Below are 19,890 nucleotides of genomic sequence, written 5' to 3' on the forward strand. Positions count from 1 at the left end.
GGTACTTTAATTATAGAATAAAATCTCCTCTTCTTTTTTTATAAAGAAAAGGAGATTCTTGATAGAACCTATACAATAAAATTATCCCATTTCCCATAGGAAGCTTTTATTTTTCCTCGTGGAATAGTTAAGAAAAAAAGTAAAAGACCGCAACATATACTTGAAATTATTTGTATCAGACTGGCATGGTAAATAAACGGTATGAATGGTATGAACGGTATGATTAGAAGAACTACAGCAAAAAGCCAATTGATATATCTAATTGCACGCGCTACTTCTGCAAAAGAAATAATCGTTACAGTAATAATTAACGCCCCCAATAAATGAGTCATGTTTGCCATTCCCCCAGTAGCCTTTAAGAGCAAAGGTGAAAACATTAACCATAGTCCGATTAACAAACACAAGAGCAAGTTCCAAGGTAATGTAATTCCTTTACCCCACATTACCTTAAGGATTTTGATGGGTGATTGTTCAAAATCATCTAAAGATTCATCCCTCCCCTTTCTATATTTTTCATCAGTATCCCCAACAAAAAGAATAAGTAGTAATGGCCTTCCATTTTGCCAGCGTCGCCATAGAAACATCAATGTTGCGATAATTTCGTCCACAGAGTACGCCATTTGTATGACCATAGCCATTGCAGCGATTAAACAAAGAGTACAATAGGTATTTAAAAAAATGGGCTGAATAATAATAAAAGCAATGGAAACAGCACCCAAAGGAATAATCATTAAACCAAATAACAAGACAAGCCAGGGCATGGTACGCCAACGATTCGTGCCCCCTATAATTCCAGTAAGAATTTCGAAGAGATAAACTACTGCTCCAAGTCCTGCATCAGATATAGGCCATTTTTTAGAAACATAGGAAGTAATAATTTCTTCAGTACCATTTTGGGGATTTTGTGGCTTTCCAATAAAGAAAGGATCCCAGACATAATCAATATGGCCTAGTTGATAAGCCGCCATGTAGCGTGAAATATAAAAACCAATAAAAGCAAGCATAATAATTGGGATACGTTGTACCCAACTTGATGGTGAAAAATCCCATCCAGGAGGAATAATAGGTCCAGTTAATGCAGCATTAGGAGAAATACCTATATTGGGACGTATTAATACTGAAAACCCAATAATTAATGCTCCAATCAAAGTATCATTTAAATAAGCTGCAGCAGTAGGTGCCCAAAAAATTAATGGAGCGAAGATAAGCCACACCCCAAGGATTGCTAAAACCCATCTCAGTGGAGCCAACCTCCAGGACAAACATAAAAGAGAACCACCCGCTAAAAGAAAACCAGTAAGCATGTCGCTAATAATTAAAGAATTTGAGTGATATCCTAAAATAAATGGCGCAGTAATCAGCCAAAAAGCAAGGGCAAGATTTAAAAAATGTCCCCACAGATTTTGTTGATGGGCTTTACGAAATTCAAATTCATAACGTTCACGAATTATTTCAGGATTTTTTTCTTCAAGCGCCTGCATCCAGTCTGGCAGTGTAATTCCATTATTTTTGTACCAATTTTTAGGATCTTTTTTTAATTCATTTATTATTTTAGGTACTGTTTTTTCTATATGATGGCTTGGTCGCCAGTGAAGTTTTTCTCTCGCTTTAGTAATATCTAATTCATAATGATCAGAACCTAAATCAATCATAAAAGGGCGAATAAATGGTTTTTCTCCTTGATCAAAATCATCAGGAATAATAGGCTCAGACTTTTCTTCCATCCAGGATGCAACTTTGGCAACTGGACGAGGGATATTGAATAACTCCATTTTTTCATCATGCAGAAGCTCAGTAATCATTTCTTGTAAGTGTTTATAACTTACTGTTTCTGCCTCTCCTGCAAGAATAATTTCTTCTTCAGCTAATTCCTGGCGATAATGAACTGCTTTAACAAAGAGGCGAACTAAATCGTCTTGGTGAATAAAAGACTGACCCGCTTTAGGATCCCCTGCATATAAATTACTTTTAAGCTTTCGCTCATAAGTGCGAGAAATCTGATGTGCAAGTGTGGGAATACATGTCTTATCATCATAAAGACCTGCGAGTCTTAAAATTAAATAAGGAATTTTTCCATGGTATTTCTGAATGATTTTTTCAGTTTTTTCTTTTGATTTAGGATAAATCCATTTAGGTGCCAAAGGGGTTTCTTCATTAATCTTTTCACCAGGTGTACCGGCTTTATGCACCAGCATAGTACCTGAAAAGATAAAACGTTCTACTGTAAATTCTTGCAACGCATTTAATAAATTTTTAGTGCCTTGTTCATTTACTTTTTCATAAAGTGGCGATTCTTCCCCACTAAAATCAAAATATGCAGCCAAATGAATCACTGCCGCAATTTTACTACCGTATCTCTTTTTAAATAGATTAAATGATTGTGATACTGAGGAATCTGATGTGATGTCAAATGGAATATCGCAATCAGTCCCTTCTTTATCAAATCCAATAACTTGATATTTTTCTTGCAATGCGTCTGTAATTGCGACGCCCAAGTTACCTACAGATCCTGTTATAACCACAAGAGGTTTGTCTCCATCATTTGGCATTATTTGTTCCTCCTGTAATGAATTGAATTCTCCTATCATTCCTAAATAGCACTACAAATTGAATAAACTATAGATTAGTTTTTATAGATTTTGAATTCCACTTGATTAAGGAAAACCTTACACGGAACTGTTTTAAAGAAAACTATAATAAGAATCAAACAACAGTTTTGAGAGGTAGGGAAATCGCTTCGCAACCCTGGCTGCTCTTTTTGTTATTGCGGTGGTTGTATGTCTTTTTGAGATTCTTTAATACTTGCACAGATATTTTTAATATTCTCAATCTCCGGATGTTCTTTTTTTATATTATTTTGTTTTCTTTTTATTTTAGTAATTCCCTTTAGTGTTGAATGGCAAAAAGCTCAATATCCTTTTTAGCAATATAATGAACGTTTAAATCTTTGTTTTAACGTTAAGGTTCATCTTAAAAATATACTTGATAAGTTTATACAAATTACATAAATACCTACCTTAATTTTTTAGCAAAAACCCTAATAAATGATTTGCATTTAAAACATTATCTGTGTGCGATGAAAAGAAAAAGCTTGCGCTCGCTCCATAAGAGTAGGTAACGCCCCTAAACTTTAGGGACGTTACCTAGGACTAACGAAAACTTTTTTGAGAGTGATGGCAATAAGAGAATTAGTAAAACAAATTATTTTCCAGTATATATAAGTATATTACAATCGTGTGTAAAGACATGCTTCAATGGATTTAATTAGAAGGGTCTTCTTGAGATTCACTCAAAAGCGGGTGGTGCTTCCCAAGAACACACAATCCAGATATTCTCTTAGAAATTGGAGTTTTCGATGAAACAAAATGTCTCCCATCTGCCAAGAGAACTCAGCCATATGGTTTCTTGGTCGCTTACTCGTTTAGGGAAAGCCATTGCAGAGGTTTATGGAAAAGAAACATACGAAATAATTGAGCAAATTCGAGTATCCATGCAAGATACAATTGGGAGTAAAGCACTCGAACTTAGAAATGCACTTCTTAGTCTTCAAAGTGAGCTGTCTAAACTTGATAGAAATCAACTTTATCAAATTGCTCATGGATTTTCGCTCATGATGGAACTCATTAATGCCTGTGAAAGTGCCTACCGCATTTTTCGTATCAACCAAAGAAAAGAAAAAATCTATTCTGACAAGCCTCAAGGTATTCATTATGTTTTAACAGCACATCCAACCGAAGCTCGTACCAATGAATTTTTAAAACTTTTCAAAGCAATTCGTGACTATCTTGTCGAAGTTCTTAAATCCCCCTACCTGATGAATGAATCCCACCTGGATCAAATGCTTAAAATCTCACTCCAAATTAATATTTCCTTTCATGAAAAACCAAGCGTAGAAGACGAAGCTCGATACATCTATCAATATGCACTCAATCCACTCAATATCAAACTTTATCATTCCTTTTTCACCCAAGGCATCCCCATTCAGTTACGCACTTGGGTAGGAGGTGATAAAGATGGGCATTCAGGTGTTAATGAAAAAATTATGGTTAAAAGTCTCGAGCTTTCTCGATCCTTTTTTATTGTCTATATTCAGGAGTGCCTAAAAGAAGTACTCGAAATTGTCAAACTCTCAACGGCATTAAATGCAAACAAAATCTTGGCGAGTCAGATCAATCAGCTTATTAGAAAAACGCATGATCTTAGAAAAATAAAACCTAGGGATCATGAAAAAGTTTCTGCATTCAAAAAAGAATTAACTGCGATACAGAGAGAGACCCTAAAGTTTTTAAATTTCAAACTCGAACAATTTTCCATTATCTCCAGCATTTTTCAGCTTTATCCCGCTTTGGTCATACCCATAGAACTCAGAGAAGATTCAGCCATTGTCAAAGAAAGTTTAACAAGCATAAAAAAAACCACGATCACCAATATGCTGGAACAAGTCTATGCCATAACCCACGGGACTGATCCCAAAAACTATATACGAGGTTTTATTCTCAGCATGGTTGAATCTGCTGAGGATATAAAAAATGGAATTAAGTTAGTAAAACAAGTTTTTAAAAACTATACCCTACCTGTTGTACCTTTATTTGAAAATCAACTTGCTCTCACCAATGCTGATGCAATTTTAAATAATTCAATCACTGAAGATATTAGACAGAAGCATCTTAAACAATGGGATGGTAACTATGAAGTCATGCTAGGTTATTCTGACTCTTCTAAAGAAAATGGCGTATTACCTTCCCGGCTCATGATTGCTAAAAGCTTAAGAAGTATTCAGTTTACACTCGAAAATAAGAACCTTCGGCCCATTTTTTTTCATGGTTCGGGTGGCAGTATTGAGCGAGGAGGTGGGGATATTAAAGAACAAACTGCTTCTTGGTCCAAGGAAATAATGGCGAATTATAAAGCAACTATTCAGGGAGAAATGGTTGCACGGCTCTTTGGTTCAAGTTCTATACTCAAAAGTCAGATTGACAAATTCATTGATATTTATTCACAGCAAGATAAAAACAGCGATAATGATTATCCTGAGGAGCTATCATTATTTTCTACAAAAGTCAGTCAAAAATATAAAACGCTGATAAAAAGCGAATGGTTTTGGTTGGTAATTGAACAAGCATCGCCCTATCATTTTTTGAAGGAGTTGAAGATCGGCTCTCGTCCGACCAAACGAAAATCAGGACCGGATCAAAGAAAGCTTCGTGCCATCCCATGGATTCTATGTTGGACTCAAACACGACTTCTTTTTCCAACTTGGTGGGGTGTTGGTTCCACGTGGTTAGAGCTCAATGAGCTTGGAAAAAATAGGCTTAAGAATCTCTATAAAGAAAATGCTCTTTTTGCTTCCTTTGTAAAACAATTAGGAGTAACCCTTTCTAAAGTTTACCTCCCTATCTGGGAACAGTACTTGTATCAATTAACTGGCTCCAATGAATATCTCAAACCTTTTCAATCAGAGCTAGAATCAAGCATCCTATTTTTCCATCAAATTACGGGGGAAAAAGATTTTTGTTTTCATCAACCCTGGCTTGGAGAAAGTATTCAATTAAGATCAACTATGGTTCATCCTTTGAATCTTATTCAGATTGAGGCCATAAAAAGAAAGGATTTACCTCTTTTAAGAAAAACCGTGACAGGCATTTCTTGTGGTATGTTAACAACAGGGTAATAGAGATAAGTGTTGCCATTAATGTTTGCATGGATTCCTAGGAAAAAAACCTGTGGAGAAATCATTTTTTTGATGTTTCATTTAATAAATTGCTAACGAGCAAGTATTTTTAGTCATTTTTATTCTTTCTTTTGTGTAACCCATACAGTTGCTTCCCCACATTTCGGATCGCTAACGTTGTGTATAAGTACTTTAAAATTACAATTTAGAAGTATTTGAGTATATTCTTCAGCAGAAAGAGATGCATGATATAAATCATACCCTCCGTTATCACCCCAGACTTCCCCGTATTCAGATCCTGAGGTAAATATTAATAAACCATTTTGTTCCACCAAGGATGAAAGGGATTTTAATACCATTCGTTGATCATCATGAGGTAAGTGAAAAAGGCTGTGCCAAGCAATTACAGCATGAAACTTATCTTGTAAATTTAGAGTGCGCATATCAGCAAGAAGCCATTTTCCATTGGGAAACCGCTTTTTACATAAATGAATCATTTTTTTACTGGCATCAATACCTGTTACTTTATAACCTTTTTTAATCAAAAATTGTGCTATTGGTTCACCAGTACCACAACCAACATCTAATACTTTGCCCCCTGAGGGAATATGATTTTGTAAAAAATCCAAATAGAACTGTTCCATATCAAGTTCTTTATTACGATGGCTATCAAACCAATCAATCATTTCATCATAAACAAGAGATACTTTATTCTTATTTTTTTCCTTTACAGCCTCGGTATCTGCAATAGAATGAATGCGATATTTCAGTTGCGTAAAACCGCCGCCAATACATTTGGTTTCAATATGGTCAAGTTCAATATCATGTGTCAATGGGCCAAACAGAGAGCGACCAGATCCCAACAATACAGGAGCGATTGTTATCGTTAATTCATCGATCAGATTATCAACAATAAAGTTCTGGATAGTAATACCTCCATCGATATAAAGATGTTTAAAACCTTGATTTGTTAACCGTTTGACTAAATCAACTGGTGTTTCAGAAGACATCGAAACATTATTTTTTAAATGGCTGGGTATTTCTATAGATTGGCTACTCATTACAACTACTGGGAGATCACCATATGGCCAAGATTCAAACGATAATACCTTCTCAAATGAATGCCTTCCCATAACCAGTCCATTGACTGTCGATATAAATTCTTTATAGCCACCATCCTCACCTGGCGGCACAAGAGTGTTCGCTTTCATTAACCAATCAATAGATCCATCATCCCTAGCAATAAAACCATCAAGACTGGTAGCAATAAAAACAGAACATTTGGCTAGCATAATGATTTATCCTTTCTAACTACCCTTTTCTTTTTATTCCTGCGACGATCACTTCTCCCTTTTCATCGACATGAGCGTCGGCAATTTTTTTGAAAAGAACGCTACCTCCAATGATTCCACTTTATCAATGCCAGAAGCTATGCATTCTTTCGCCGAGCAAAATAAGCTATAACTAAAATAGCAATAATTAAAATAGGAATAATGAGAAGAAATAGATGTGTTTCCATCCAAGCAACACTTATTGCGAACAGGCCAAGTGCAATTCCAATAAAAAGAAAAGTTGATTCAATATAAATACCCGCTAAAAAAATCGCTTGTGCCAGAAGTGCGAGAACTCCTAATGCTCCAATAAATGGACTTATAATTCCTATATTGACATACATTGAAATGATATAAACGGACCCCATTAGTCCCAACCAATGCAAAACTTCATGCCAAATAAGAACCGCCGTTGGTATTTTCTTCACATGCCTCAGATAAAAACTTAGTCCTAAAGCAAGCAGAGCAATGATAACTGTAATTATCTGCCAAAATCGCCATGCGCTTTCCGCTTTCATATTAGTCAGGATTAAGCCGATAAAAGTTAGAAGAAGGATGATAATTCCGACAATAAATCGCGCGTTCCAAGGATGCCGTGAGCTATTATTTTCCATTGATAAATTCCTTTTTACTTTTTAACAATATACCAAATTTTTTTTCAATTGCTACCAAGAATCCAATATAGTGAACTCAACAAAGCCCCCCCCTCTTTGATAGCCCTCCTTTATTTTTATAACAAAGTTTTAATACTGAAATTGATTGCTAAGAGAGGATAAATACTCTTGAATCGCTTCTGACGCAATTGCATAAGAACGAATAGGAATATCCAAAGGTGTTTGTTGGATAACCTGCAAAAAAGCATATAATGACATATCAATAACGCGACATTTGCCTTGTTGACGATGAATGATAAACTGCTCAATTGCTTGTAAATCATCAATGCCTTTTTGATAAATTTGCTCACGATTGTGTCGGGCAATCCCTTGAAAATAGCCTTGTTTTCGTAGTTGTAGACGAATGATAGATAACACTATCTTCCCTAGCCCCTTAGGAAAAAAAGGTTTAAACGCCTTTTCAATCTGCATCTTATTTTCTGAATCAATCCATCGCGAATATAATATGATGAAATAAAGATGCTCTTCAATTAACCGTCTGATAGGTAAATCATCTATATAATCTTCAATATCTAATTCATATTTTTGTCTACAATGCTCAATGATGAATTCTGAATCAGCCACCAATAAGCCATTATCCTCAATCACAGGAAATTTACCCTTAGGTCCCTTACGCGGATTAGAAACCTGAATCACTTCAAAGGGTAAGTTTGTCCAGGTGAGGAAATAAAATATTTTGCTGCAAAATGGGGACAAGCTCGGCATCCCCCAAATACCCGGATACTGATATAGTCTAATCATAATGATGTTTCCCCATAAGTTTGACCAAAAATTTAGGATTTAATAAATGCCATGGCCCTATTTTTTGATGTAGAACCTGAATAAGGGCTTTTCCAACGGCAGGATCAATCGTTGCCCGTTTTAATAGTTTTTGCAAAAACCATTGAAATGTAGTGTCCTTATCATGCCCCCTGTCCTGATGAGAAGACATTAACCAGGGCAACCAATTACATTGATGCAGTTGTTTTTGACTTAACCAATTTAGTTTATTAGGCTGTCTTAATAGCTGTATCTGCTTCAGTATAACGGTTAAACCTTGCCCATAAACAGGATTCTGGTAACAAATACTGTCACCAAGAGCAAACAAATTTTGAGGCCACTTCCTGCTCGCAATGATTAAGCGCTTATTATTCAAATTAGCATAGGGCACCCAATTCATACACTTACAATCAATAGAACCTAATTGATATTTTTCGAATAAGCTGTTTACTATTAATTGTCTCTGTACCTCTGTTTTAACGGTGCCAGTGGTATCAATTAATGTCAAAATCATTTCCTGTCCTTCAATGGGAGACAATACCAAACCTATGGGTTCTTTTTTAGGACAAGCTTGAATATAAACTTGTTGAGCCACAAGTTTAGTCTGCCAAGTATCTTGCTGCAATCGGGTAGAAAAATATCGATATTGATTTTTAACTTCTAAAGACTTGAGTCGCAATTGCCTTTGCAAGTCCGACGCTCTACCCCGTGCATCAATGACATTCCCTGCAATTGATATATAATTGCCATCTTTAAATTGCAATCGCTTTATTTTTCCATCAATCACCTGCCAATCATCCACTGTTGCAGTTAATGTCTTTATATTTTTAAACTGCTGGCACTCAGACCATAAAGCCTGATTGAACCATTGGCGACTAAATAGGTACGTTTTTACATCACAATCATTTGGTATAAGAAGTCCCTGAGGAGTTTTCCACCAAGTTTCCTTACCCCAATCCACCAACGGCAGCAAATCAACAGTTAGCTTTCGCCAAACTTTTGGTAATAAAGAAGCCAGTAGTCGTTGTCCTTCCGCTAACAATACATGCAAATGACGGCTTTGAGGTGTTCCTTGACTCCCCCCTTGTGGATCAGGCCAATATCGATCAATGAGTAAAATCTCTTCAGCACGTTCTGCTAAAACCAATGCTGATAATAACCCGCTAGCGCCTGCGCCAATAATAGTAAATGATGGGCTCATATTACGCCTTGCATATCATCATGCAATGCTTGTAACTGCTCAAATCCTTTCACATAGTTCTCTATTGAGAATGTTTTTAACGATTTATCCCGTATTTCTTGATACAGTTTTGCTCTTTCCTGCTTTAAAAATTCCATAATATCGTCTTCACTCCCATTATTTCCATGAAGTTTTCTTAATAGAACTTCATTACTGATGCACTCTTCTTGTATTTCTCTATCCATAGTAGTTAAAGTATTACAAATATGTCCGCAACGTTGTGCGCTATAAAATATTTCACGCATAGCCGCCATTTCTTGCCATTCAATGGAATCACTGCAGGCCAAATCCACCATTCCTGCAATAACAATGCCCATGTTATGAGGCGCATGCCATAGATACTCTCGTTTACAAATCAATAAAGGTTCACTGCTAAGAAAAGCACTGAAATGCATGTTTAGGAAGTATTGTTGCATGTCAAATTCAATTAAGGGAATAAGCCTTGGTTGAAGTGTCATTTGAGCAATCGATTGTTGTATCCATTCATATAATTGACAAGACAATTTCAATGCTTGTTGCTGTTTAGCAGACAGAGGATAAATCGAACGGCCATCTTGGATGGCTGCAATAAATCCTTTTACCCACGACATGCTCCTAAATGCTGGATTATCAGTGAAATCATCAGTTAAAGTGATAAGTGCACCTACCATCCATTTGGTCAATTGACATCGTTCATAAAAAGAAACATTGACGCAAGATAAGGTCGTTTTAGTATAGCCCAAAGGTAAAAATTGAGTAAATAAACGCTCATCTCTGCCCATATCCAATTTTAAATAGTCACACAGCCACTGATTTAGCAAGGCTCGCAGTTCAACCATATTTGACTCCTTGGATGAAGTGTAATCTCTGTATTCATCATCGGTTTGATAATATTGGGAGTAGTTAATTGAAAACGTTGACAGATTAAAGACAAGGTCAACATACTTTCAGTCATCGCCAAATGATGCCCAGTACAAATTCGTTTTCCCAATCCAAATGGCATAAATGCTTTATTAGCAAATGGAGAGCTGTTTAAATGGCGCCTTACATCAAATGATCGGGGCGTACACCAATAATGCTCATGCCTATGAATGCCATGAATATTGACGACTATTAAATCATTACTTTTAAAAATCATGTTATCGTGGTGGATATCTATTGTCGGCTGGCGAGCCAGCATATATGCAGGCGGGTACATCCGAAGTGTTTCACAATAAAGCGCATGCGTCCAAGACCATTGCCTCATTAATTGTACTGACAATTTTCCGGTATAAACTCCTTCTTCTCGTATTGCATTTTGCAACTCTGGATCTTGAGCCAAATAATACAAAGCAGTGATAATAGAGCTTGATGTCGTTTCAAAACCAGCAAACAAAAAGGTACTTAAATGATCGATACATTCACTGCTAGACCAATACTGTTGTAACTGATGTAATGGTGAGTTAGCACGAAGGCTTGATGTTTGTAGCAAACGATTTAATTTAATCCTCAACGCATAAGCCCTCTTGTTTATGGTTCGATGTGACTGTACCGGCAAAAATAAAGGCCACCGAACTAGTTGCCGCATGCGGTTACCACAGAGTTTGTTTAATACCAACATATCATTAATAATTGCTGTTATATCTGACCTACCCTCAATACCCAACATTGCCAATATGTTGTTCATAGTCATTTTCATAATGAGAGGATAGATATTGATGGGGCCATTGTTCAATTGCTGTAAAACGGTTTCTATATTATTGATGATCACAGGTAAAAAATCGTTCAGACCTTGAATAGAAAACTGGGCCTTAATCGGAGGAATCCTAAGTTGCCAGCTGCTATTATCCAGCTGAACTAATCCCTGCCGACCAGTAACAGGATATAGTTGTTTAAAAATAAGTGGTGATTTTGCTAGATCGCTATTTTTAACTAAAGTAGCAGCTAACTCTGGCTGACGAATTATCCATAAACGTTGATTTAAAAATTTGAAACTTGCTGTATCTCCATAACGATAAGCAACTTGACTCATAAAACGAATAGGTGCTTTGTGAAAATAAGAAATCGCTTTTAATGGTAACCATCTTGGTTTAAATGAATCCTCTCTTAACATACCGATAATCTCAACCCATTGTGGCTTGTCAGCATAACAGTAAATGATGAGTAATAAAACTTCCATCAATTTGTTGTAGAAAACTTACCTATTTGAGTAGGTTGAATGGATAGATCCAGTGGCTATCCCACTTTTGAAGCGTTTGCACAAAAAGATTATGCATTTTAAAAATTTGATTTTGCAACACAGGAGTCCTTAAGTAACGTCAGTTATGGATGAAGATATAATTATAACGAGCTTCTATCATGACCCGTTCGAGCTGAGGAGGCGCATCAGCCCGAACGGATCGAAGTAATAACTCGATCTCTTATCCATAATTGACGTTAAGTAAGCTAAATTTCTCAGGATAGCTTTCTTTCATGACATTGATTAACTGGCTCGAAATACTTTTTGTTACGTTAGAACCATAAAATATACATCGCATTTTGCAAAAAACATATGCTGCAAACTATTAAAATTCATGAGAATTGATTGCTCCGTATCAGAAGCTAATATTCCTTCCTGCGAGAAAGAATGTAATAATGATTTGCAAATATTAAAAGATTTATTAAATTGTTGCCGTTTATTAATAATATCTTTTCTACTGCAAAGCGACGCATAATCCTCTTGACTATTTGTGGGTGAATACAAATGGACAAGTTCTTTTAATTCATCCATATGCCTTTTGAATTGCGTATAGTGTTCAGGAGTAAAACTATTAATTTCATTATTTTTCATCTGCGTAAGAATTTCATCAATAAAATGTAATCCTCCGACTTCTGTAATAAGAAGTTGACTGCTGATTTTTAAATTAAAGCATTTTTTTATTAAACTCTCTGTGTGATCTATGTGAGCGTTAATTAGTTGAAGTTGTTCAGGAGAAGCCTCTTCTGTCATGTGCATTAATTTTGCCTTTCTCTCTTTCAATTTACTAGAGACAATTCGAAGGAGCGCATCATTAGCTTTTAGAACATCTTTTTTAAATATCTTTATCTCTACATAACCATTTTCATAAATAACAGAGAGTTCTAAATCAATTTCATGGGTTCGGAGGGGACCTTTATCAGGGATTACATCATAGTAATTTATCATGTATTCCTTATTTAACATCATTCGCCATTCTGATTCTACATCACCATTTTCTACTAAATAAGCAGCGATTGCATCGAGTGTTTCCAATACTAACTTTCTTTGAGCTCGCAAAATGTTTTTATGCTCTTCTGAAAAAGTCGTCAAATTTAATTTCATAACGTACTATAACATTTGGATTTTAATTAATTATAGGTAATTTTTAGATCTGTTGTTAAAACCAATAATCTCATTAAATCAGCCTAACAAGGTTGTTCTCCTTACGCGAAAAAAATTCATTGAATTTTAAACTTGAAGATATTTCTAAACAAAAATCTTAACATTTAATGCAGCACTTAGGTGCCACATTAAATGGCACTCACAAAAACACATCGCTAAATATAGACTGAGAAGGCACACCCGCGAGAAAAATCTGCCTTTTCAATTTATTGGTTGTCTCTTTAGGGCCACAAACATAGACACGCGTTGCTTTCGAGACATTTAAATGAATCAAGGCTCGTTTTTCTATGGATGCTTCTGGATAACACCCCTGACTTTGGAGCACGCAAGGGTCATAGACAAAAGAGCTAAACACCGCTGATAACATTTCCAGCTCTTCTCGATAGTATATATCTTCATCTACAAGACCACCATGAACTAATGTAATTAACCCCTGGTGGTTTTGACTTAGCGCACTTTTAATAATCGCAATAAGTGGTGCAAGTCCTGTCCCTGTTCCTGCTAATAAAATATCAAAAACTAATTGATCTGGATTATAGTAAAAACAACGACCAAAAGGACCTCTAAGTTTGACTTCAAGATGTTTTGTTGCCTTATTCAAAAGCCATTGTCCCATACTCGCATTAGGATAAATTTTAACGTGTAACTCAATAAATCCTTCTTGGATAGGGATATTGGCGATTGAATAGTTTCGCATGATGCCCTCGGGATTAATCAGACTCAGATATTGGCCTGGGATCCACCCCTCGAGATTATCTACACTAAGCTTGACTTGCATGACATTATGGTTAAGTCGTTTAAGATCTATTATTTTTGCATCTACTTCACACTCAGCATTTTCAGGTGGTACTACCTGAAGTGCTGCTTCTGGTTTTGCAAGACATGCTAGAAAATAACCTTGCGATTTAAGGGTCTCCGGTAATCCCTCCTGCCAGGAAGGATGAACTACACCTTCCTTGGCTTTAATCAAACAAGATTGGCAAATACCAGCCTGACATGAGTTAGGATAATCCACTCCATGGCGTAAAAGGCACTGTAACACATTTTCCTGGGGTGCTAAGCGATACGATTGATTATTAAAGTCGATGATACTCATGAGCGCCCCAATACTTCATTCCGAACGCTATTGGCAATAGCAGCCACTTGTTCGATATCTTCTGCCCCCGCTCCTAATTCATTAAGAGTAGCACCTAAATGTTCGATAACTATATCTACATGGGTATCATTTAATCCACGTTTGAGTAAATGAGCATGTCCTTCACGCATATTTTTTCCACTGTAGTGGTTGGGACCTCCGAATACCAAAGTTAAAAAACCTTTCTGCTTTAAGATTTGTTGCTCCATATCAATGTCATCAAAAAAATGACTTACTCGTTCATCCGTCAACATTTTGCGATAGAAAATGTCAACCGCACTATTAACTGCCTCTTGACCACCAAGACGCTCAAATAACGATTTATCCATAGCTCCCCCTTAAAGATGTATTTGCAATGCATCTTATAAAAAGAAATAATCAGAGTCAACTAACTATTAGGAATTAATAATGCAACTCACGCAATTTACTGATTACTCCTTGCGCGCTTTGATTTATATCACTCTGAGAAAAGAATCATGCACGATTAAAGATATTACTAATGCCTACACTATTTCTAATAATCATATGGTTAAAATCATTCATAACTTAGCCAAACTTGGGCTGATTAAAACCAGTCGTGGTAAGGGTGGTGGTCTATTAATAGCAGTTCAACCCGAAACAATTAATTTGGGTCAACTGATTGCTCAACTAGAGCCTCATTTTGATTTAGTCCCTTGTTTTAATAAAGAAAAAGCAAACTGCTGTATTGCTCCAGTATGTCGATTAAAAGGTATTTTACATGAAGCTCAGGCTGCATTTATGGAAGTATTAGAGCGTTATACCTTGGCTGATGTATTACATAATCCCAAGGAACTGTCGGTATTATTGAATATAAAACAAATAAATCAATAGTGAACGAATATCCTATCTAACCTTTTTTGTAACCAATTTTTGTGTATGTGGATTGGGTTTTCTGGAGAATATTGCGAAAACAAACACGATCAAACTGAAAAATAATAAATATACTAAATCCCAATACCTAGGTAGGATAAGTTTACCTCCATAATTACCAAGATAAGAGAAAATACTAAGCCCTAAAAGATATACTATAAACCAAAGTGTATGTTTGCCATCAAGATCTCGATGCGTGTTTTTGATGCAACAATAAAGAAAAGAACCTGCTAACCCCAAAATAGTGATCACCAGTAACTTGCGGACGCTATGAAAGCCGGCCCAATAAACACCAACCGTACAAACATAAAATCCAATAAAAGCAATAACGCTACACCCTTGCAAACGAAAAGGCCTTTTATAATCAGGTAATTGTTTACGTAAACAAACAATTCCTATAGGTCCTATGGAATAACTAACCATCAGTAGGGACACAAGAAAAGCAGACATCTCCTGCCATCCATGCAACACAAATGACATTGAAGCAGCAAGTAAAAAATTCACGCCTAAACTCACCCAGGGCACGTGATATTTATTACGTTTAGCAAGAATTCTTGGAGTAGGAACCACAGAACCCATATTGCTTAACATATGCGCTGCTGTTGTTGAATACACCAAACCTGTTGAATAAGGAGATACAAAAGCATCCACATATAATAAAATACTCAACCAAATCATTCCCAATAATGCAGCCAAAGCTGCAAATGGGCCTGCATCACCAGTAAACGATAAATTCACCCAACCTTTTGCAAGCGCTTGTTCACTAACACTACCAATAAAGGACCATTGTAACCCTGTATAAAGTAAAGTGACGAATAATAATGAACCACCCAAAATCAGAGGAACAGATTGCCCTGGTTTTTCGAGTTCTCCCATCATAATAATTACTTGTCTAAATCCCAATAAGGAGAATAATATCCCTCCACTCGACATAGCCGCCATGATGCCCTGCCCACCATAAGGCATGAAACCACCGTATTGAAAAAAATTATTGGAGTGATAACTCATAGTGACTAAGCTTGTGATGGTAAGCGCAGGAATAACTATTTTCCAAACAGTAAATGCTGCATTAAGACGGGCAAAAAAACCAATCCCGAAATAATTGAAAAAAACAAAACTCATTAATACAACCAAGGACGACATATAACCCAAGGGAGTATTCTTATAGTAAATCCCATTATGGGTTACTAGCCCTGGAATGTAATTACTGGCATATTGAAGAACACCTTGAGTTTCAATGACAGGTAAAATGGCCAAAGAAAACCAAGTCATACTATTCATGATGATCCCGGTTAAGCGCCCATGAGTATATAAAGGCAAGCAAGCCAAGCTATCGGATTGTGGAAACATTGTGCCTAATTCAGCATAGGATAATGCTACAAATAGAAGTAAAAAACCTGCCAATGGCCAAGCTATAATAGCGGCGGGACCAGCAAAATGTGCAGAATATAAAGCACCAAATAACCAACCTGAACCTATCATGCTGGTAATTGAAATCCAAAGTAAACTTAAAGCACTTAAATTTTTATTCATCTATTTTTTCACACGTCCCTATGCTTTTGATACAATGACTCCCTGTCATGATTTTATCCATACCCCTAAAGAGGTCCTGCTATTTACATGACTTCTCTATAAAGCTTTTTGTGCTCCTCGTTTATCGACTATGTACACCATATGATATTGTTTCTTCAGGCATAACTTCCAATACTTTTTTGAGTAGCGTGATTTTACTGTCAGTAAGTTTCTGTCTCATTAAGTCATTTGGAGGTATTAAATCTACCAACTCCAATTCTTGAATTGGTAATATCCGGCAAAGCTCCTGACATTTTTTATCGGATAGATATTCCATTAGCACTACTACTTCATCCAATGTAGGTTTCATATCGATTAAATTTTCTTTAACAGCATGATAGATAATTTTTCGGTGTTCATATGTAGGAAGTGTGTTCATGAGCAAAAGTACATCAGCCATTGTTGTAATTTTGTTATTTATCTCAAGTACCTCTTTTAACTGCTTCGGTGTTAAAAATGAAGCGATATTTGCTAAATCAGCCGCATTGGTTATAAATTCTCCTAGAGATTTCTTTTCTTGTTCAAATATCACTGTACGTTGTCTTACAGAACTATGAAATAATTTTTGCGATAATTCTTCTGCGTTCGTTACAGCACCATCGAGCGCGGGTTGATCGGCAGTAAGTAAATTTGCAGAAAAAGTTTCATTTTCATCGATAAATTTTACTAAATGTGAATGCACTAAGGTATTTTCAACTAACAGAATTGTGGTTAATTCTTTTAATTTATCATAAACATTGCTGGGTAGATCACGTTTTGAAAGACTGATATTTGATTGTATTGCTTGTGCAAGAGCTTCTTTTTCTTTCAAGCTTGGATTTTCTAATTTATAAAAGTCTGCGATTAATTTATATGTATTTTTTTCTAATTCAGCCATTGTTCGTCTGTGATCAGCTTTTAAAGTACTTTGCTCTTTACTGTATTGAACAATACTATCAAATTCCACGATAAATTCGCGCAATCCTTTGCCTTTATCTGTATTTTTTAAAACAGCTTTTGATAAAATCTTAAAAGTTTCCTCATCCATAGTTGCATTATGTAATGCTAAAAGCGCCTGCCCCCATTTAAATTTGCTACCCTCACCTATAGGGCAAAAAATTTCGGGGTCATATTGGCTTTTCAGACTTCGAAGAACACTCATTTTATAGGAAGGTAAATATTCTGCCCTACCTACAACGCCAAAATGAAATTTTTGTTGCTCTACTTTGGGAATTACATAGGCGCGGTCATTCTCTTCTCTCCAAGCAAGACTAGTAGTAGTTAAACCTCTATTATATAAAAAGCTTGAAGTATATGTTGTTGCTCTTCGATTAAATTCGACATGCATCTTTTTGGGAACCATAAAAATATGACTATCAGTGATCGTATTAAACTTTGGCGCCATTTGTCTAAACCACTTATTTTCCCAGCCTTTATTATGTTTCGAATAGGTTCCAAGCAATATTTCTCCTCGAGCAATATTTCTGCAATGACTCAAATCGAAATTTTTGGCATATAAAGAATCGTGTTTATACGTATTTTCACGATCATTACCAGGAACTGGATCTTCAGCTAAAAGTGAGATAGGAGTATCTAAATCATCGAGTGCTCGAGCAGTTGCAAAAGTAGCAACTGCACCACGGCTGAAACCATTCAAAGTAATGTCATCTACTTCTACCACATCCGTTAATCCTTCTTTTGGTTCAATAATAATGGAACTGCCAAACTCCTTTTTTAAATCAACAAGATTCAAGGTAACAACATCGTCTTTAGAAAAAGCGTGACGCACCTTATTTGCAACAACATCAAGATTTGGATCTAAATATCCCTTAAGTTTTGAATGACCCCCAATATGTTTATCTTGGCAACCATTAAAATACACCCGAATCACATCATCATTAAAAGTTTCACCAGTATCCTCAGTTTTACCTTCGGTGAAATCACGGATCATTTGTGCATTAACGCCTGTACCACCAAAAACAAAAAGAATCTTTTTAGCCATATGGTAACCTATGTATTCCAAATGAATATAAATTGATCTACAATAACAATTATAGAACATTTTTATATGCTCAATATTAGGATCAACTATGCCAATTACTGTAGATAAAGATAGCGAATTTTTTATAACTATTGCAAAAGAAGGGATTCATAGTTTTATTATGTTAGGGGTCATGGTCGATGACAAACCCCAACTTTTAGCCAGGGTAGGTAAGGGAAATCTTATAGATCCAAGCTTTGGTACAAGTTGCGGTAAACAATTTACTATGTTTGGGAAAGCGGTAGGCACTCACACCGAGGCTTCATTAATGGATGAGGGCCTCAGTGATAATGAAAATGTTACTTCAGACATTAGTTATCAATCATACTCCATTACCTATGAACAATATTTAGAATTTTTGGCACTCACAAAAGAGATCCATAACGAGCAACTTGAGCACTATAAGAATAGAGAATTACCTAATGTAAAATATAGGGAGTTGACTTATCCTCAAAAAGGAGTGCACAAGCTTAGAAGTGGTATCAACTGTTACCTTCCTACTCAAGAAGAATCAGGAAAAATAACATTTGAATACAAGTCAATTAATACTTTTCAACCTCAACACGTTAACGATAACCAGCCCTTGCATCAAGAGATAATTAGTGGTGCCAAAGAAATTAAAGCATCTAACACTTGCCGTACAACTGCACGCGCCCTTCTTAATTATACGTTGCACTATCCCCCAGATGTCCCTGCTTTATTTGCTATTGGGCTTGATTACAAAACAAAATTAGTAGGTGGGAAGCCAACTGCGAATACATTTTATGTTCTTCCACAACCGCCAAATTGTTTTGAGGTAAACCCTACTCAAATGAAGGTACTGCAAGAGCTCTATAAAAAGCTTGAGAACTTACCTAAAAATCAACCTCAAGCAGACGCTACCAGAGACAAATTTAAGGAATTAAAGCATCTATATCAAGAAATAGCAGGCAAACCTCAATTACCTCTCACCCTTCTTTTAGATAAAATTACGGTCCATCGCGTTGCACATAACAAATTGTTTGATACGCGTAGAAGCCAAAGTATTATTAGCAAATTTGCTGAGCTGTTGGGAATTAAAACAGGAACGCAACAAGCGTACGACCGAATGGAAAAAGCTGTAAAACAAGAAATCGAACGAGTAAATAAAGCGGAAACTAAAAAAGGTAAAGGGGCCGATAAAGATGGGTTTCAATCCGATGAGCATCGACCTCCTCATGCAACAACAATCTATCATAAAAATTGATAGAAGAAGTGAAA

15 protein-coding genes are annotated in these 19,890 nt (G+C 36.1%); 3 read left to right on the forward strand and 12 right to left on the reverse strand.

Annotation, left to right across the window (positions count from 1 at the left end; genetic code table 11):
- Positions 1 to 68: 68 nt before the first annotated feature.
- Positions 69 to 2,549, reverse strand: a complete 2,481-nt coding sequence (locus DYH34_RS14895; protein ID WP_202972244.1) for a vitamin K epoxide reductase family protein — start codon at positions 2,547 to 2,549, stop codon at positions 69 to 71.
- A gap of 806 nt (positions 2,550 to 3,355) precedes the next feature.
- On the opposite strand from DYH34_RS14895, the gene DYH34_RS14900 reads away from it, so the two are divergent.
- A complete protein-coding gene (locus DYH34_RS14900) occupies positions 3,356 to 5,671 on the forward strand; it encodes a phosphoenolpyruvate carboxylase (RefSeq protein WP_058464980.1) in 2,316 nt (771 codons plus the stop codon).
- A 119-nt stretch (positions 5,672 to 5,790) separates the two neighbouring features.
- On the opposite strand, the gene DYH34_RS14905 is transcribed toward DYH34_RS14900, so the two are convergent.
- From DYH34_RS14905 to DYH34_RS14945, 9 genes are all read right to left on the reverse strand, one after another.
- The gene (locus DYH34_RS14905) at positions 5,791 to 6,963 is read right to left on the reverse strand and encodes a methyltransferase domain-containing protein (RefSeq protein ID WP_058464979.1); all 1,173 of its coding nucleotides are present in this window, start codon (positions 6,961 to 6,963) and stop codon (positions 5,791 to 5,793) included.
- A gap of 137 nt (positions 6,964 to 7,100) precedes the next feature.
- The gene (locus tag DYH34_RS14910; RefSeq protein WP_058464978.1) at positions 7,101 to 7,616 is read right to left on the reverse strand and encodes a hypothetical protein; all 516 of its coding nucleotides are present in this window, start codon (positions 7,614 to 7,616) and stop codon (positions 7,101 to 7,103) included.
- A gap of 129 nt (positions 7,617 to 7,745) precedes the next feature.
- Positions 7,746 to 8,417: a Tom37 metaxin N-terminal-like domain-containing protein gene (locus tag DYH34_RS14915; RefSeq protein ID WP_083502757.1), complete on the reverse strand. Its 672-nt coding sequence runs from the start codon at positions 8,415 to 8,417 to the stop codon at positions 7,746 to 7,748.
- Entirely contained in the window at positions 8,410 to 9,636 is a 1,227-nt protein-coding gene (locus DYH34_RS14920) for an FAD-dependent monooxygenase family protein (RefSeq protein WP_058464977.1), read from the reverse strand. Before DYH34_RS14920 ends, DYH34_RS14915 begins: the two co-directional genes overlap by 8 nt.
- Positions 9,633 to 10,493, reverse strand: coding sequence for a terpene synthase family protein (locus DYH34_RS14925; RefSeq protein WP_058464976.1), 861 nt, complete (start codon positions 10,491 to 10,493; stop codon positions 9,633 to 9,635). Before DYH34_RS14925 ends, DYH34_RS14920 begins: the two co-directional genes overlap by 4 nt.
- Positions 10,469 to 11,812, reverse strand: a complete 1,344-nt coding sequence (locus DYH34_RS14930; protein WP_058464975.1) for a cytochrome P450 — start codon at positions 11,810 to 11,812, stop codon at positions 10,469 to 10,471. The genes DYH34_RS14925 and DYH34_RS14930 overlap by 25 nt, the downstream gene beginning before the upstream one ends.
- Before the next feature lie 327 nt (positions 11,813 to 12,139).
- Positions 12,140 to 12,973: a glycoside hydrolase family 30 protein gene (locus DYH34_RS14935; protein ID WP_058464974.1), complete on the reverse strand. Its 834-nt coding sequence runs from the start codon at positions 12,971 to 12,973 to the stop codon at positions 12,140 to 12,142.
- Positions 12,974 to 13,172: 199 nt separating this feature from the next.
- A complete protein-coding gene (locus DYH34_RS14940; RefSeq protein WP_058464973.1) occupies positions 13,173 to 14,129 on the reverse strand; it encodes an FAD-binding oxidoreductase in 957 nt (318 codons plus the stop codon).
- Positions 14,126 to 14,497 carry a group I truncated hemoglobin gene (locus DYH34_RS14945; RefSeq protein WP_058464972.1) on the reverse strand — a complete coding sequence of 124 codons (372 nt, stop codon included), beginning with the start codon at positions 14,495 to 14,497 and terminating at the stop codon, positions 14,126 to 14,128. The genes DYH34_RS14940 and DYH34_RS14945 overlap by 4 nt, the downstream gene beginning before the upstream one ends.
- A 79-nt stretch (positions 14,498 to 14,576) precedes the next feature.
- On the opposite strand from DYH34_RS14945, the gene DYH34_RS14950 reads away from it, so the two are divergent.
- A complete protein-coding gene (locus DYH34_RS14950) occupies positions 14,577 to 15,020 on the forward strand; it encodes an Rrf2 family transcriptional regulator (protein ID WP_058464971.1) in 444 nt (147 codons plus the stop codon).
- 12 nt (positions 15,021 to 15,032) lie between these two features.
- On the opposite strand, the gene DYH34_RS14955 is transcribed toward DYH34_RS14950, so the two are convergent.
- Both DYH34_RS14955 and DYH34_RS14960 read right to left on the reverse strand, forming a co-directional pair.
- Positions 15,033 to 16,592, reverse strand: coding sequence for an APC family permease (locus DYH34_RS14955; RefSeq protein WP_058464970.1), 1,560 nt, complete (start codon positions 16,590 to 16,592; stop codon positions 15,033 to 15,035).
- Between the two features lie 121 nt (positions 16,593 to 16,713).
- Complete coding sequence (locus DYH34_RS14960; protein ID WP_058464969.1) at positions 16,714 to 18,612, reverse strand: hypothetical protein; 1,899 nt, start codon at positions 18,610 to 18,612, stop codon at positions 16,714 to 16,716.
- 88 nt (positions 18,613 to 18,700) lie between these two features.
- On the opposite strand from DYH34_RS14960, the gene DYH34_RS14965 reads away from it, so the two are divergent.
- Positions 18,701 to 19,876 (forward strand): hypothetical protein, encoded by a 1,176-nt coding sequence (locus DYH34_RS14965; protein WP_115342631.1) that lies wholly within the window; start codon positions 18,701 to 18,703, stop codon positions 19,874 to 19,876.
- The last annotated feature ends 14 nt before the right edge of the window (positions 19,877 to 19,890 follow it).

Source organism: Legionella cincinnatiensis, from assembly GCF_900452415.1.
GTDB classification, from domain to species: Bacteria; Pseudomonadota; Gammaproteobacteria; order Legionellales; family Legionellaceae; genus Legionella; species Legionella cincinnatiensis.